The organism is Erwinia sp. L03-1 (genome assembly GCF_058686115.1).
This window is the reverse complement of the sequence record NZ_CM178762.1, coordinates 4,537,873-4,554,286: the sequence shown is the minus strand read 5'-3', so window position 1 is coordinate 4,554,286 and position 16,414 is coordinate 4,537,873. Positions and strand designations below refer to the sequence as shown.

Annotated in this window: 9 protein-coding genes, 1 tRNA gene and 3 rRNA genes; 9 read left to right on the top strand and 4 right to left on the bottom strand. The window is 53.7% G+C overall.

Translation table 11 applies throughout. The features are described from left to right. Window positions 1-60: 60 nt before the first annotated feature. Window positions 61-1,224, bottom strand: coding sequence for an acetyl-CoA C-acyltransferase FadA (fadA, locus tag AC4PCC_RS20810; RefSeq protein ID WP_067709813.1), 1,164 nt, complete (start codon window positions 1,222-1,224; stop codon window positions 61-63). A gap of 10 nt (window positions 1,225-1,234) precedes the next feature. Beyond that, window positions 1,235-3,421, bottom strand: a complete 2,187-nt coding sequence (fadB, locus tag AC4PCC_RS20805) for a fatty acid oxidation complex subunit alpha FadB (RefSeq protein WP_492125803.1) — start codon at window positions 3,419-3,421, stop codon at window positions 1,235-1,237. 186 nt (window positions 3,422-3,607) lie between these two features. Here fadB and pepQ point away from each other — a divergent pair, with 186 nt between their 5' ends. The 9 genes from pepQ (at window position 3,608) to AC4PCC_RS20760 (ending at window position 14,689) form a co-directional block, all read left to right on the top strand. Continuing rightward, entirely contained in the window at window positions 3,608-4,939 is a 1,332-nt protein-coding gene (gene pepQ, locus AC4PCC_RS20800) for a Xaa-Pro dipeptidase (protein WP_492125802.1), read from the top strand. After that, entirely contained in the window at window positions 4,939-5,550 is a 612-nt protein-coding gene (locus AC4PCC_RS20795; protein ID WP_492125801.1) for an IMPACT family protein, read from the top strand. The genes pepQ and AC4PCC_RS20795 overlap by 1 nt, the downstream gene beginning before the upstream one ends. Window positions 5,551-5,580: 30 nt before the next feature. Continuing rightward, the gene (gene trkH / locus AC4PCC_RS20790) at window positions 5,581-7,032 is read left to right on the top strand and encodes a Trk system potassium transporter TrkH (RefSeq protein WP_067709823.1); all 1,452 of its coding nucleotides are present in this window, start codon (window positions 5,581-5,583) and stop codon (window positions 7,030-7,032) included. A 17-nt stretch (window positions 7,033-7,049) separates the two neighbouring features. Continuing rightward, window positions 7,050-7,583: a menaquinone-dependent protoporphyrinogen IX dehydrogenase gene (gene hemG, locus AC4PCC_RS20785; RefSeq protein WP_492125800.1), complete on the top strand. Its 534-nt coding sequence runs from the start codon at window positions 7,050-7,052 to the stop codon at window positions 7,581-7,583. Between the two features lie 412 nt (window positions 7,584-7,995). Beyond that, window positions 7,996-9,537 (top strand): 16S ribosomal RNA (locus AC4PCC_RS20780). A gap of 69 nt (window positions 9,538-9,606) precedes the next feature. Beyond that, window positions 9,607-9,682, top strand: a tRNA-Glu gene (locus AC4PCC_RS20775). Between the two features lie 343 nt (window positions 9,683-10,025). After that, a 23S ribosomal RNA gene (locus tag AC4PCC_RS20770) occupies window positions 10,026-12,930 on the top strand. Window positions 12,931-13,229: 299 nt separating this feature from the next. Further along, window positions 13,230-13,345 (top strand): 5S ribosomal RNA (rrf, locus tag AC4PCC_RS20765). The 16S, 23S and 5S rRNA genes sit together here with 1 tRNA gene alongside, the layout of an rRNA operon. Window positions 13,346-13,480: 135 nt before the next feature. Then, window positions 13,481-14,689: an IS256 family transposase gene (locus AC4PCC_RS20760; RefSeq protein WP_492125799.1), complete on the top strand. Its 1,209-nt coding sequence runs from the start codon at window positions 13,481-13,483 to the stop codon at window positions 14,687-14,689. 310 nt (window positions 14,690-14,999) lie between these two features. Here the strand turns inward: AC4PCC_RS20760 and AC4PCC_RS20755 are convergent, their stop codons facing one another. Both AC4PCC_RS20755 and AC4PCC_RS20750 read right to left on the bottom strand, forming a co-directional pair. Further along, window positions 15,000-15,509 carry a hypothetical protein gene (locus tag AC4PCC_RS20755; RefSeq protein ID WP_492125798.1) on the bottom strand — a complete coding sequence of 170 codons (510 nt, stop codon included), beginning with the start codon at window positions 15,507-15,509 and terminating at the stop codon, window positions 15,000-15,002. A 13-nt stretch (window positions 15,510-15,522) separates the two neighbouring features. Beyond that, window positions 15,523-16,413 (bottom strand): hypothetical protein, encoded by an 891-nt coding sequence (locus tag AC4PCC_RS20750; protein ID WP_492125797.1) that lies wholly within the window; start codon window positions 16,411-16,413, stop codon window positions 15,523-15,525. Between the last annotated feature and the right edge of the window lies 1 nt (window position 16,414).

Here is a 16,414-nt window from a genome sequence, read left to right as displayed (position 1 = left end):
TGGTGAAGCCCTCGCCTTACTATTAAGGTTGAGGGCGTGCCAGTGGCGTTCTTCCCCTTATCAGGCTCTTTCAAAGATCGTCGCGATCCCTTGCCCCAACCCAATACACATTGTCGCCAGGCCAAACTGCGCATCGCGACGCTCCATCAGATTAAGCAGGGTGGTGCTGATCCGCGCACCGGAACAGCCAAGCGGATGACCCAGTGCGATAGCGCCGCCGTTCAGATTCACTTTATCATCCAGCACTTCCTCTAATCCCAGATCCCTGATGCAGGGTAGCGTCTGCGCGGCAAAGGCTTCGTTAAGCTCGAAAATGCCGATGTCACTGACGTTCAGACCCGCCCGTTTCAGCGCCAGCCTGGAAGCGGGAACCGGCCCGTACCCCATGATTGACGGATCGCATCCAACCACGGCCATTGATTTAATCCAGGCTCTCGGCTGCAGGCCCAGCTCCCGCGCACGCGTTTCACTGAGGATCAGCATGGCTGCCGCGCCATCTGACAGGGCAGATGAGCTGCCTGCCGTTACCGTGCCGTTAACCGGATCAAAGGCAGGGCGCAACGCAGCCAGACCGGCCACGGTGGTATCCGCACGAATCACCTCATCCGTATCATAGCGCTTCAGTATACCTTCAGCATCATGCCCGCTGGTCGCGACGATCTCACTGGCAAAATGGCCCGCCTGCGTGGCATTCCAGGCCCTCTGATGTGAGCGGGCCGCAAAGGCATCCTGCATTTCCCTGCTGATATGATGCATGCGCGCCAGCATCTCGGCCGTCAGCCCCATCATTCCCGCAGCTTTGGCGACGGTTTTACTCAGGCCCGGATGAAAGTCGACGCCGTGACTCATGGGGACGTGGCCCATATGTTCAACGCCGCCAATCAGGCAGGCGGTGGCATCGCCGACCATAATGGCGCGTGCCGCGTCATGAAGGGCCTGCATTGAGGATCCACAAAGACGGTTAACCGTGGTAGCCGGGACGCGGTGGGGGATTTCTGCCAGCAGGGCAGCGTTACGCGCGATGTTAAACCCCTGTTCCAGGGTTTGCTGGACGCAGCCCCAGTAAATATCATCCAGATCTTCCGCCTGTAGGGCGGGATTACGGCTCAGCAGGCTTCGCATCAGATGGGCCGAGAGATCTTCCGCCCTGACGTGGCGATACGCGCCGCCTTTAGAGCGCCCCATTGGCGTACGGACGGCATCAACAATGACTACTTTTTCCATTTTGCTATCCTTATGCCGTTTTCAGCGCGGCGTCGTGGAGTGATTCTGCCCGGGGATACCAGCTCTCATTATTCCTGGCCTTGTCAACCAGGCCCAAAGGCGGGGTATAGAGTGCGCCAAGGTGAGAAAGCTGTTCCGCCTGAACAATGACGCATGCACTGCCGAGCGTGTCGAGATAGCGAAAAACGCCGCCGTGGAACGGGGGAAATCCCAGTCCGTATACCAGGGCGATATCCGCTTCAGCCGGAGAGGCAATAATTTTCTCCTCCAGGCAGCGAATAACCTCATTAATCATCGGGATCATCATGCGTGAGATAATTTCCTCGTCGGTAAAGACGCGCGTGGGCTGGCATACGCTGCGCAGCAGTGCTTCTGCCGCAGGATCGGCGATCTTCTTCTGCTTACCCCGACTGTCAGTTTCCCAACGATAAAAACCCAGCTGGTTTTTCTGACCAAAGCGTTTGGCATCAAACAGCACATCAATCGCGTCGCGATACGTTTTGCTCATCCGGTCAGGAAAGCCTTCTGCCATGACATGCTGTGCATGGTGCGCCGTGTCGATACCGACCACGTCCAGTAACCATGCCGGCCCCATTGGCCAGCCAAACTGTTTCTCCATCACCTTATCAATCTGACGGTAGTCCGCTCCGTCGCGGAGCAGCAGGCTGAAGCCAGCAAAATAGGGGAACAGCACGCGGTTGACGAAGAAACCAGGACAGTCATTAACGATAATGGGCGTTTTCCCCATCTTACTGGCCCAGGCGACGATCTTGGCCAGCGTTGTCTCGGCGGTTTTTTCACCGCGAATCACCTCAACCAGTGGCATACGGTGAACGGGGTTAAAGAAATGCATACCGCAGAAGTTTTCTGGCCGCTGAAGCGCGTTAGCCAGCTGGCTAATAGGAATGGTGGAGGTATTCGAGGCCATAATGGCGTCCTGGCGAATATGTCCTTCGGTTTCGGCCAGCACGGCGGCTTTAACCTGAGGGTTTTCCACCACCGCCTCAACCACGATATCGGCACGCTCAAAGTCGGCATAGTGAAGAACAGGCTGGATGGTACCCATTATGCGGGCCAGTTTTATCCCGTCGATCTTTCCGCGCGTCAGCTGCTGATTCAATAATCTTCCCGCCTCTTTCATCCCCAGTTCAAGGGAGGTGGGATTGATATCCTTCATCGTAACCGGAACGCCTTTCCAGGCAGACTGCCAGGCAATGCCGCCGCCCATGATGCCTGCCCCCAGCACCGCCGCCTGCTTTGGCGTGTCGACATTGCGCGTCAGCTTTTTCGCCTTCGCCTTGACGGCCTGATCGTTAAGGAAAATGCCGACCAGCGCGCGGGCTTCATTCGATCCCGCCAGCGGCACAAACGCCTGCGTTTCCAGCCTGAGTGCCTCATCACGCCCCAGGCCAGCGGCAGCTTCAATCGTTTTTACCGCCGTCAGCGGGGCGGGGTAGTGTTTACCGGCGGTTTGCAGCACCAGGCTTTTTGCAATGTTAAAGCTCATCGTGGCTTCGGTTTTGCTGAGCTTGAGCTTCGCAAGCTTAGGCTGACGGCGCGCGCGCCAGTCCTGCCTGCCCGCGATGGCGTCGCGCAGAATAGCTAACGCGGCGTCCTGTAATTTATCGTCATTCACTACGGCATCGACCAGCCCCAGCGCCAGCGCACGCGCGGCGTCAACGTCTTTCCCGGCGGTGATAATTTCCAGCGCGCTGTCAGCGCCGAGCAGGCGCGGTAGCCTGACCGAACCGCCAAAGCCGGGCATGATGCCCAGTTTGGTTTCCGGCAGGCCAATGCGGGCGTCCGCGGTGGCAATGCGGAAATCCGTTGCCAGCACACATTCACAGCCTCCCCCCAGCGCGTAGCCGCGGATGGCGGAAAGCGTAGGAACCGGCAGATCCTCCAGCCGGTTAAATATGCCGTTAGCGATGTTCAGCCATTCGGTCAGTTTCTCTGGGGGGGCGGCAAACAGCGACAGGAACTCGGTAATATCCGCACCCACAATAAAAGCGGGCTTGCGCGTGCTCAGCAGGAGCGCTTTCAGTTCCGACTGGTTTTCAAGCACCGTAATCGCCTCGCCAAGGCTGGTAACGGTGCGGGTATCCAGCTTATTGACGGAACCGGGCGCATCAAACGCCAGCTCGGCGATGCCATCTTCCAGCCAGTTTAGGGTCAGGGTGTCGCCTTGGTAGAGCATGTCTTTCTCCTGAGCAGCGATAAGGGGATCTGGTCATACCAGATGATCGAGAGTGTGGAAGGGATGTTAATTATTTGCAAACGAGAGTTTGCTTATTTGCAAACAAGATCACAGCCGTAGCAAAACGGCATCGTGGAACAGGCTGTGTTAAGATGCGATCAATTTCGCGATAACGGAGTGAAGGCTGTGGAAACGTTGGTAAACCTTTATCATGATCATATAAAAGTCCTGCAAACCCGCGCCCAGCAGGTGCTCGCACGTTTTGAACTCGATGCCATGCTGATCCACTCGGGAGAGCTGTTAACGGTCTTCCTGGATGACCATACCTACCCCTTTAAGGTAAACCCACAGTTTAAAGCCTGGCTGCCGGTTACGTCGGTACCTCACTGCTGGCTGTGGATAGACGGGGTAAACAAACCTAAGCTTTGGTTCTATTCTCCCGTGGACTACTGGCATAAGGTTGAACCCCTGCCGCAAAGCTTCTGGACCAGTGAGATGGAGATCGTTGCGCTGAGAAATGCCGACGATATCAATCAGCTACTTCCCGCTCAGCGCCAGAACGTTGCCTACATTGGCCCGGTGCCGGAGCGCGCTTCGCAAATCGGCATTAAATCGGCATCGGTCAACCCGCAGGGCGTGATTGATTTCCTGCACTATCACCGTGCTTACAAAACCGATTATGAGCTCCACTGCATGCGTCAGGCACAGAAGAGCGCCGTAACCGGACATCGCGCGGCGAAAGAGGCTTTTCTTTCGGGCATGAGCGAGTTTGACATCAATGTCGCCTATCTCAGCGCGACAGGGCACCGCGATATTGACGTTCCCTATGGCAATATTGTTGCCCTAAACGAGCACGCGTCCATTCTGCACTACACCCAACTCGACCATTTGCCGCCCGAGCAGTCGCGCAGTTTTCTACTCGATGCTGGCACCGAATACAACGGCTACGCGGCGGATTTGACGCGAACCTATGCCGCTCACGGCGACAGTGAATTTGCCCAGCTGATTAAAGATATGAATAGCGAAGAGCTGGCGCTGATTGGCACCATGAAAGCCGGCGTGCGCTATACCGAATATCATCAGCAAATGCATCAGCGACTCGCCAGACTGTTAGTTAAGCATCAGCTGATCAAAGGGCTAAGCGAAGAGGCTATCGTTGCTAACGATCTGACCGGGCCGTTTATGCCGCATGGCATTGGTCATCCGCTTGGGCTTCAGGTCCATGATGTTGCGGGCTTTATGCAGGATGATTCCGGTACGCACCTCGCTGCTCCCCGCCAGTATCCCTGGCTGCGCTGCACGCGGATCATGGAGCCGCGTATGGTGGTGACCATTGAACCCGGCCTCTATTTTATCGACTCCCTGCTGGCACCCTGGCGTGAAGGTAAGTTCAGTCAGCACTTTGACTGGGGGCGTATTGATGCGCTGAAACCCTACGGCGGTATCCGTATTGAGGATAACATCGTGATTCACCCGCATAGCGTGGAAAATATGACGCGCGATCTTAAACTGGCCTGATGAACGCCTATGACATTCCCGCCGAGCCTTTAAGCTTTAGCGAGGAGATTAAGAAAAGCCGTTTTATTACCCTCATTACCCATACCGATGGGTTAGAGGCCGCCCGCGCCTGCGTGCAGCAGGCCAGGCGGGACCATCCTGCCGCGCGACACCACTGCTGGGCCTGGGTTGCGGGCGCGCCCTCAGATTCCCAGCAGCTGGGCTTCTCAGATGATGGTGAGCCTTCAGGGACCGCGGGAAAACCGATGCTTGCTCAACTAATGGGTAACAACATTGGTGAAATCACCGCGGTGGTGGTGCGTTACTATGGCGGCATCCAGCTTGGTACGGGTGGACTGGTCAAGGCCTACGGCGGCGGTGTACAGCAGGCGTTAAAGCTGTTGGTGCGTCAGCAGAAGGTCCCGATGCTCAACTTCTCCCTCACCTGCGACTATGCTCAGCTGGCTGAGATTGAGAGGATGATAATTCGCTTTCATGGTCAACTGTTGCAAAGTGACTTCGTGCAGCACGTCGCACTCACGCTGGCATTGCCCCATTCGCAGGTTGCCGGCTTTGCCCAGAACCTTACCGATTTCAGCAGAGGGGCGCTGGCGCTGGCGCCGCTCAAATAATTTCAATACTGTCAGGAAAGGAAAGGCTGAATGCATTTTCGTGCCATTACCCGCATTGTGGGTTTGCTGGTTATTTTGTTCTCGGGAACCATGATTGTCCCCGGCCTGGTCGCACTCCTCTATCGGGATGGGGCGGGACGAGCCTTCGCGCAGACCTTTTTTATGGCGCTGATCATCGGATCGCTATTGTGGTGGCCTAACCGTAAACAAAAGAGTGAGCTTAAACCCCGTGAGGGCTTCCTGATTGTGGTGCTGTTCTGGACCGTTCTGGGCAGCGTAGGGGCGATGCCCTTTATCTTCGCTGAACACCCTAATCTCTCCGTGACCGATGCCTTTTTTGAATCCTTCTCAGGACTGACCACCACCGGGGCGACCACGCTGGTGGGTCTCGATTCGTTGCCTAAGGCGATCCTCTTTTATCGGCAGATGCTGCAATGGCTTGGCGGTATGGGGATTATTGTGCTGGCGGTTGCCATTCTGCCTATCCTCGGCGTCGGGGGGATGCAGCTTTATCGTGCCGAAATGCCCGGACCGCTGAAGGATAACAAAATGCGCCCGCGCATTGCCGAAACGGCCAAAACGCTGTGGCTGATCTATGTGTTGCTGACGGTTATTTGTGCCCTGGCGCTCTGGCTGGCTGGCATGCCGTTATTCGATGCCATAGGACACAGCTTTTCAACTATTGCCATCGGCGGCTTTTCTACTCACGATGCCAGCATTGGTTATTTTAACAGCCCAACCATTAATACCATTATTGCCATCTTCCTGCTGATCTCCGGCTGTAACTACGGTCTGCATTTCTCACTGCTGAGTGGCCGAAACCTCCGGGTGTACTGGCGCGATCCTGAGTTCCGCATGTTTATCGGCGTTCAGATTACGCTGGTCATTATCTGTACTCTGGTGCTGTGGTGGCATAACGTTTATGCCAGCGGGATGCAGACGCTTAATCAGGCGTTTTTTCAGGTGGTATCGATGGCCACCACCGCAGGCTTTACCACGGACAGTATCGCCCGCTGGCCTTTATTCCTGCCTGTCCTGCTGCTGTGCTCTGCATTTATAGGGGGCTGCGCCGGTTCGACAGGTGGGGGACTGAAGGTTATCCGTATCCTGCTGCTTTTCAAACAGGGGTCACGCGAGCTGAAAAGACTGGTTCATCCCAATGCGGTTTACACCATTAAGCTGGGGCCGCGCGCGCTGCCGGAACGCATCCTTGAAGCCGTATGGGGATTTTTCTCGGCCTATGCGCTGGTGTTCCTGCTGAGCATGCTCGCGATTATCGCCACGGGCGTCGATAATTTCTCCGCTTTTGCGGCAGTAGCGGCTACGCTAAATAACCTTGGGCCGGGATTAGGGGTGGTGGCGGATAACTTCACCACAATGAATGATACGGCGAAATGGATTTTGATCCTGACGATGCTTTTTGGCCGCCTTGAGGTCTTTACGCTGTTAGTCCTGTTCACGCCTACTTTCTGGCGCGAATAACCGAGTTGAGTACATATATGAAAGCGTTAATCCTTTTTTCCAGCCGTGATGGCCAGACCCGGCAAATTGCGGCAACGATCGCAAACACGCTCAAAGAGCGTCAGGAGTGCGACCTCGTCAATATTTTGCATGCGTCTACGGTTGACTGGTCGCAATACGATCGCGTACTGATTGGCGCATCAATCCGTTATGGGCACTTCCATCCTCAGGTTGCCAAATTCGTTAAGCAAAACCTTGCCGAAATGCGTCAGCGAGTAAGCGGCTTCTTCTCGGTGAACCTGACGGCCCGTAAACCCGAAAAGCGCACGCCTCAGACGAATGCCTACACGCGCAAGTTTTTGTTGCAGTCGCCCTGGGAGCCAGACTGCTGCGCGGTCTTTGCCGGCGCGCTGCGCTATCCACGCTATGGCTTCTTTGATCGCATTATGATTCAGCTCATTATGCGGATCACCGGCGGTGAAACCGATGCCAGTAAAGAAGTTGAGTACACAAACTGGGATCAGGTGAACCGTTTTGCTCATGAATTTGCTGCATTAACCGGCAAAATGTAGTTAAAAGAGGCGCTTTGTTGAAAAATGACGCTGTCAGTTATTTATTTCTAATAAACACTTGTCAGCCGTCAGGAACTCCCTATAATGCGCCTCCATCGACACGGAACAACGGCTTACAGGCCACCGGGTTGAGAGGGTCAGGAAGCTGAACCGCCGGAGAAAAACTTCCCAAAAAGAAGTTGACTCTGAAGGAGGAAAGCGTAATATACGCCACCTCGCAGCAGGCCGCCAAGGCGCCAGCCGCACCGCTCTTTAACAATTTATCAGACAATCTGTGTGGGCACTCGCAGGATTGATATCAGCGCCGCAAGGCGCAAAAAATATCAAGTCTTAAGAGTGAACACATAATGAAATTCATTATGACGTTTTACACTTGAGCATCGCTTCACTTGTTGAAGCAAATCGAACTTTTAAATTGAAGAGTTTGATCATGGCTCAGATTGAACGCTGGCGGCAGGCCTAACACATGCAAGTCGAACGGTAGCACAGGAGAGCTTGCTCTTTGGGTGACGAGTGGCGGACGGGTGAGTAATGTCTGGGAAACTGCCCGATGGAGGGGGATAACTACTGGAAACGGTAGCTAATACCGCATAACGTCTACGGACCAAAGTGGGGGACCTTCGGGCCTCACACCATCGGATGTGCCCAGATGGGATTAGCTTGTTGGTGAGGTAATGGCTCACCAAGGCGACGATCCCTAGCTGGTCTGAGAGGATGACCAGCCACACTGGAACTGAGACACGGTCCAGACTCCTACGGGAGGCAGCAGTGGGGAATATTGCACAATGGGCGCAAGCCTGATGCAGCCATGCCGCGTGTATGAAGAAGGCCTTCGGGTTGTAAAGTACTTTCAGCGGGGAGGAAGGGAGAGAGGTTAATAACCTCGCTCATTGACGTTACCCGCAGAAGAAGCACCGGCTAACTCCGTGCCAGCAGCCGCGGTAATACGGAGGGTGCAAGCGTTAATCGGAATTACTGGGCGTAAAGCGCACGCAGGCGGTCTGTCAAGTCGGATGTGAAATCCCCGGGCTCAACCCGGGAACTGCATTCGAAACTGGCAGGCTAGAGTCTTGTAGAGGGGGGTAGAATTCCAGGTGTAGCGGTGAAATGCGTAGAGATCTGGAGGAATACCGGTGGCGAAGGCGGCCCCCTGGACAAAGACTGACGCTCAGGTGCGAAAGCGTGGGGAGCAAACAGGATTAGATACCCTGGTAGTCCACGCCGTAAACGATGTCGACTTGGAGGTTGTTCCCTTGAGGAGTGGCTTCCGGAGCTAACGCGTTAAGTCGACCGCCTGGGGAGTACGGCCGCAAGGTTAAAACTCAAATGAATTGACGGGGGCCCGCACAAGCGGTGGAGCATGTGGTTTAATTCGATGCAACGCGAAGAACCTTACCTGCTCTTGACATCCACGGAATTTGGCAGAGATGCCTTAGTGCCTTCGGGAACCGTGAGACAGGTGCTGCATGGCTGTCGTCAGCTCGTGTTGTGAAATGTTGGGTTAAGTCCCGCAACGAGCGCAACCCTTATCCTTTGTTGCCAGCGATTCGGTCGGGAACTCAAAGGAGACTGCCGGTGATAAACCGGAGGAAGGTGGGGATGACGTCAAGTCATCATGGCCCTTACGAGCAGGGCTACACACGTGCTACAATGGCGCATACAAAGAGAAGCGACCTCGCGAGAGCAAGCGGACCTCACAAAGTGCGTCGTAGTCCGGATCGGAGTCTGCAACTCGACTCCGTGAAGTCGGAATCGCTAGTAATCGTGGATCAGAATGCCACGGTGAATACGTTCCCGGGCCTTGTACACACCGCCCGTCACACCATGGGAGTGGGTTGCAAAAGAAGTAGGTAGCTTAACCTTCGGGAGGGCGCTTACCACTTTGTGATTCATGACTGGGGTGAAGTCGTAACAAGGTAACCGTAGGGGAACCTGCGGTTGGATCACCTCCTTACCTGAAGATACTTTCCCGCGTAGTGTCCACAACAGATTGTCTGATAGAAGTAATGAGCAACAGTACAGAGTCCCCATCGTCTAGAGGCCCAGGACACTGCCCTTTCACGGCTGTAACAGGGGTTCGAATCCCCTTGGGGACGCCATCTCCTGATAATGAGTGAAAGACATTATCAACCGTATCTCAAAGCTGATTCTGCCTGATGGCGAGTCATGTTTGAGATAACTGCTCTTTAATAATCCGGAACAAGCTGAAAATTGAAACGACGTATCGTTTTCATTCTCCGTAATAAGAATGAAACAACACGATATGGTCGGGTCTCTCAAATGCTTACTCCTCAGAAAGCTGAGGGCTGAGTGAACGGCTGAAATGCAAGGCGCCCGGCGCACAGCAACGCGGAGTGGACTTTATGTCCATGAGCAGTTGCGAGCACCGGAGCAACGCCGCAGTTCAGACGGGTCACGCAGCCAGAATCTTCTGGGTTGTGAGGTTAAGTGACTAAGCGTACACGGTGGATGCCCTGGCAGTCAGAGGCGATGAAGGGCGTGCTAATCTGCGATAAGCGCCGGTAAGGTGATATGAACCGCAACAACCGGCGATACCCGAATGGGGAAACCCAGTGTGTTTCGACACACTATCGCAACATGAATACATAGTGTTGCGAGGCGAACCGGGGGAACTGAAACATCTAAGTACCCCGAGGAAAAGAAATCAACCGAGATTCCCCCAGTAGCGGCGAGCGAACGGGGAGGAGCCCAGAACCTGAATCAGTTTGTGCATCAGTGGAAGCGTCTGGAAAGTCGCAGGGTACAGGGTGACACTCCCGTACACAAAGATGCACTTGCTGTGAGTTCGAAGAGTAGGGCGGGACACGTGATATCCTGTCTGAATATGGGGGGACCATCCTCCAAGGCTAAATACTCCTGACTGACCGATAGTGAACCAGTACCGTGAGGGAAAGGCGAAAAGAACCCCGGCGAGGGGAGTGAAACAGAACCTGAAACCGTGTACGTACAAGCAGTGGGAGCACCTTCGTGGTGTGACTGCGTACCTTTTGTATAATGGGTCAGCGACTTATATTCTGTAGCAAGGTTAACCGTATAGGGGAGCCGCAGGGAAACCGAGTCTTAACTGGGCGTTAAGTTGCAGGGTATAGACCCGAAACCCGGTGATCTAGCCATGGGCAGGTTGAAGGTTGGGTAACACTAACTGGAGGACCGAACCGACTAATGTTGAAAAATTAGCGGATGACCTGTGGCTGGGGGTGAAAGGCCAATCAAACCGGGAGATAGCTGGTTCTCCCCGAAAGCTATTTAGGTAGCGCCTCGTGAACTCATCTCCGGGGGTAGAGCACTGTTTCGGCTAGGGGGCCATCCCGGCTTACCAACCCGATGCAAACTGCGAATACCGGAGAATGTTATCACGGGAGACACACGGCGGGTGCTAACGTCCGTCGTGAAGAGGGAAACAACCCAGACCGCCAGCTAAGGTCCCAAAGTCATGGTTAAGTGGGAAACGATGTGGGAAGGCACAGACAGCCAGGATGTTGGCTTAGAAGCAGCCATCATTTAAAGAAAGCGTAATAGCTCACTGGTCGAGTCGGCCTGCGCGGAAGATGTAACGGGGCTAAACCATGCACCGAAGCTGCGGCAGCGACACTTATGTGTTGTTGGGTAGGGGAGCGTTCTGTAAGCCGTTGAAGGTGGACTGTGAGGTCTGCTGGAGGTATCAGAAGTGCGAATGCTGACATGAGTAACGATAAAGCGGGTGAAAAGCCCGCTCGCCGGAAGACCAAGGGTTCCTGTCCAACGTTAATCGGGGCAGGGTGAGTCGACCCCTAAGGCGAGGCCGAAAGGCGTAGTCGATGGGAAACAGGTTAATATTCCTGTACTCGGTGTTACTGCGAAGGGGGGACGGAGAAGGCTATGTTAGCCGGGCGACGGTTGTCCCGGTTTAAGCGTGTAGGCTGGTGTTCCAGGTAAATCCGGAATGCCTTAAGGCTGAGGCGTGATGACGAGGCACCACGGTGCTGAAGTAACAAATGCCCTGCTTCCAGGAAAAGCCTCTAAGCATCAGGTAACAACGAATCGTACCCCAAACCGACACAGGTGGTCAGGTAGAGAATACCAAGGCGCTTGAGAGAACTCGGGTGAAGGAACTAGGCAAAATGGTGCCGTAACTTCGGGAGAAGGCACGCTGGTGCGTAGGTGAAGCGACTTGCTCGCGGAGCTGAAGCCAGTCGAAGATACCAGCTGGCTGCAACTGTTTATTAAAAACACAGCACTGTGCAAACACGAAAGTGGACGTATACGGTGTGACGCCTGCCCGGTGCCGGAAGGTTAATTGATGGGGTTATCGCAAGAGAAGCTCCTGATCGAAGCCCCGGTAAACGGCGGCCGTAACTATAACGGTCCTAAGGTAGCGAAATTCCTTGTCGGGTAAGTTCCGACCTGCACGAATGGCGTAATGATGGCCAGGCTGTCTCCACCCGAGACTCAGTGAAATTGAACTCGCTGTGAAGATGCAGTGTACCCGCGGCAAGACGGAAAGACCCCGTGAACCTTTACTACAGCTTGACACTGAACATTGAGCCTTGATGTGTAGGATAGGTGGGAGGCTTTGAAGCGTGGACGCCAGTCTGCGTGGAGCCAACCTTGAAATACCACCCTTTAACGTTTGATGTTCTAACCTGGCGCCATAATCTGGCGTGGGGACAGTGTCTGGTGGGTAGTTTGACTGGGGCGGTCTCCTCCTAAAGAGTAACGGAGGAGCACGAAGGTCAGCTAATCACGGTCGGACATCGTGAGGTTAGTGCAATGGCATAAGCTGGCTTGACTGCGAGAGTGACGGCTCGGGCAGGTGCGAAAGCAGGTCATAGTGATCCGGTGGTTCTGAATGGAAGGGCCATCGCTCAACGGATAAAAGGTACTCCGGGGATAACAGGCTGATACCGCCCAAGAGTTCATATCGACGGCGGTGTTTGGCACCTCGATGTCGGCTCATCACATCCTGGGGCTGAAGTAGGTCCCAAGGGTACGGCTGTTCGCCGTTTAAAGTGGTACGCGAGCTGGGTTTAGAACGTCGTGAGACAGTTCGGTCCCTATCTGCCGTGGGCGCTGGAAGATTGAGAGGGGTTGCTCCTAGTACGAGAGGACCGGAGTGAACGCACCACTGGTGTTCGGGTTGTCATGCCAATGGCATTGCCCGGTAGCTAAGTGCGGAAAAGATAAGCGCTGAAAGCATCTAAGCGCGAAACTTGCCTCGAGATGAATCTTCCCTGACCCTTTAAGGGTCCTGAAGGGACGTTGAAGACTACGACGTTGATAGGCCGGGTGTGTAAGCGCAGCGATGCGTTGAGCTAACCGGTACTAATGACCCGTGAGGCTTAACCTTACAACACCAGAAGCGTTCTGGTGAGCGTTGAGAGACAGAAAGACAATTTTCAGCTTATCCGGAAAGAATTAAGCTGTTCTGCATATTACGCATGCGGGACAGAGCAGGAGATTTTATCTGCCCTGCGGACCTTATTCCGCGGAGTGTGATTTAAAAGATTAGCGGGAACGAAAGAGTTTGTGCTGAAGCAGTGCGGCAAACGCAGCGAAGGAAGGAGCATACTGAAGTATGTGACCGAGTTTGCAGGTGCGGCCAGTGCAGCAGCAGCGCAAAATATTCGTTCCGTGCACCAAGATTTGCCTGGCGGCTGTAGCGCGGTGGTCCCACCTGACCCCATGCCGAACTCAGAAGTGAAACGCCGTAGCGCCGATGGTAGTGTGGGGTCTCCCCATGCGAGAGTAGGGAACTGCCAGGCATCAAATAAAGCGATAACCCTGACCTCACGGTCAGGGTTTTTTGCGTTATGGGGCAGGAAATCGAGCCTGTAATTTAAATTGTGTAATTGCCTGTTTTTGATATGTTCCCGACATCACGGAGACAGGTAATTATTATGGATGAACAAAAACTCAAGGCGCTTGCTGCCGAACTGGCAAAAGGCCTCAAAACTGAAGCGGATCTCAATCAGTTTTCTCGTTTACTCACGAAACTCACGGTCGAAGCCGCTCTCGGCGCGGAACTAACTGAACATCTGGGGTACGAGAAAAACCAGCTTAAAAAGGGCACCAACGCCCGCAATGGCTATTCCTCTAAAACGTTGCTCAGCGATGACGGTGAGATTGAGATGAAGACGCCACGCGATCGCGAAGGCACCTTCGTGCCGCAGCTTATTCGCAAAAATCAGACGCGCATTACGCAGATGGACCGGCAAATCCTCTCGCTTTACGCTAAAGGCATGACCACGCGGGAAATCGTCGCCACTTTCAAAGAGATGTACGACGCTGACGTGTCGCCCACACTCATTTCGAAAGTCACTGATGCCGTTCAGGAGCAGGTCACCGAATGGCAAAATCGTCCGCTCGACTCGCTGTATCCCATTGTTTATCTTGACTGTATCGTAGTGAAAGTTCGTCAGGATGGTAGCGTAATAAACAAGTCAGTGTTCCTGGCGCTCGGGATCAATACCGAAGGCCACAAGGAGCTGCTGGGCATGTGGATAGCGGAAAACGAAGGGGCGAAATTCTGGCTGAGCGTGCTGACAGAGCTGAAAAATCGGGGTCTGGAAGACATTCTCATCGCCTGTGTTGATGGCCTGAAAGGTTTCCCGGACGCGATAAACAGCGTGTATCCACAGACACGGGTACAGCTGTGCGTGGTGCATATGATCCGCAACAGCCTGAAATACGTCACGTGGAAAGACTACAAGGCCGTCACGCGTGACCTGAAGGCGATTTACCGCGCTCCGACGGAAGAAGGAGGTCTTGCCGCGCTGGATGCGTTCGCCAAATCCTGGGACGAACGTTATCCACAAATCAGTAAAAGCTGGCGGGCTAACTGGGTGAACCTGAGCACGTTGTTCGCTTATCCGGAAGATATTCGCCGTGCGATTTACACGACGAACGCCATTGAATCGCTGAACAGCGTAATCAGGCAGGCGATCAAAAAACGGAAAGTGTTCCCGACGGATGAATCAGTGCGTAAGGTAATCTGGCTTGCAACGGAAGCGGCGGCAACGAAATGGACGATGCCGGTCATCAACTGGCGGCTGGCGATGAGTCGATTTATTATCGAATACGGTGACCGCCTGAGCGGCCACCTCTAATGTTGGGCAATTACACAGAATTATTTACAGCCTCGAGAAATCGGTTCTCGGGTATAATGAGATTTCCTTACAGCTCACTAAACCTGTAAAATTTAACCTACCCACGCTACCCACGCTACCCACGCTACCCACGCTACCCACGCTACCCACGCTACCCACGCCACCCACGCCACCCAGCTTCTCCAGACTCCAATATTTTCATACCGGCGTCCGGGAGCAGAGGATAGTAATGCCTGTAAAATCTTTCAGTATGATTTATCCAGGCGACTACAAAGTATGAATATAACTTCGGTGAGAGTAATACTATTTATTACACCGATGGCGTCACAATTATACTAAAAGTGCCACTGTAGGATCCTAATGGGTAAGTTTCGGTCCGCTGAGACGAGATGAAACGCACTTTAACGCCTTTCTGCAGGTCAGGAACATCAGAGAGTGAAGGGTATACAGGCAGGTTGTTATAACCAAATGAAGTTGATGATTCGCCTCCATCAATTCGGACCCAGGTAGTATTAATACGCATGCGGTCGTTATTTTCTGAGGTCAATTCGTTATTACCTGGGCCAGATAATGAGAGAGAAACACTACTGGCATTGCCAATAAATTGAAAGGCTGGCGTCGTAGCGGTCATATAGCCTGCCATATCCTGTAACTTCAGGCTGAATGCCGAGTTGGTCACATCCTTGCTATCAACGTAGATCCTGACGCTGGTGCTAATTTCTGCAAGTAATTCAATTGACGTTTTAACGGATATGGCTGACCGCCCCGGCGCTACAGCAGCGAAAATGAGCAGCACTCCTGTTATCATTCTGTATTTCATATCTCTGTTCCTGTTAGCTTTCGGGAGTAATGATGGCTGTGAGCGTGTCGTGTAGTCGTGTACCTGCAGGAATCCCACGGATCTCTTTACCCATTAAAATAAACTGAACTTCAAGCTGGGCGCTACTCACCTCTCCGGCGGGTAAGACGCCACGATAAATACTGTCTGGTGCTATGGCCACATCTGCAATAACGATTTTATAGGGCACGAAATTCTCTCCGGGTGTCGATCGCAGACGCCACTGATTATGTTGTTGCTGTAACGATTCAAAACTAAGCTTGTATGAAAGTGGCTCGCTATTTGCCATGTCCGTTTTTGTTAAACGCAGACGTACCGAACTTTTAGCATCCTGAAACGGGCCGACTTCGCCAAATATCAAAGCCGATTTATCAAAGCTGGCGGAGACAGTCGATGCTGTCTTTTGCAAAACAAGGAGATCAAGATAAAGCGGGGTTAGTATGCTGTTTTCGCCTTCTACGCTAAAGATGAAGCTGCCCAGCTGTATCCGTGGTGATAGTGCCTGCCGCATTAAGGCGGAACCACGGGCCCGGGAGAACGCGTTTGCATGGAAGTGTATCCATCGATCCCGGGGAGAAGCGGCAAGCTGTAGGGGTTGGCCACAGCGAAGCGGAGTATCTGGTGAAGAGGAATGTATCGATAATGCCAGCGAGGCAGCGATCAACTCATTGTTTTCACAACGCCCGTCACCGGCGGGTTGCAGCTGCAAAATTACCGTTTTGTTGGCGGGTTGCAATAATGAAAGCGACCCTGAACGCCCACCGCTATGTTGACCCTCGCTAAAGAGACGCAGGGAGCCATTGGGCTGGGGCTGTACGACTATGGCTCCATTGGCAAGTGCAGCCAGGGGAGCCAGTAACAGGGTCGTGAAAAGAGACAAACGCATG

Coding starts and splice junctions, on each gene's coding strand:
- AC4PCC_RS20755 (WP_492125798.1), bottom strand. CDS start 15,509: ATGAAATACAGAATGATAACAGGAGTGCTGCTCATTTTCGCTGCTGTA.
- AC4PCC_RS20750 (WP_492125797.1), bottom strand. CDS start 16,413: ATGCGTTTGTCTCTTTTCACGACCCTGTTACTGGCTCCCCTGGCTGCA.
- fadA (WP_067709813.1), bottom strand. CDS start 1,224: ATGGAAAAAGTAGTCATTGTTGATGCCGTCCGTACGCCAATGGGGCGC.
- AC4PCC_RS20760 (WP_492125799.1), top strand. CDS start 13,481: ATGGATGAACAAAAACTCAAGGCGCTTGCTGCCGAACTGGCAAAAGGC.
- hemG (WP_492125800.1), top strand. CDS start 7,050: ATGAAAGCGTTAATCCTTTTTTCCAGCCGTGATGGCCAGACCCGGCAA.
- trkH (WP_067709823.1), top strand. CDS start 5,581: ATGCATTTTCGTGCCATTACCCGCATTGTGGGTTTGCTGGTTATTTTG.
- AC4PCC_RS20795 (WP_492125801.1), top strand. CDS start 4,939: ATGAACGCCTATGACATTCCCGCCGAGCCTTTAAGCTTTAGCGAGGAG.
- fadB (WP_492125803.1), bottom strand. CDS start 3,421: ATGCTCTACCAAGGCGACACCCTGACCCTAAACTGGCTGGAAGATGGC.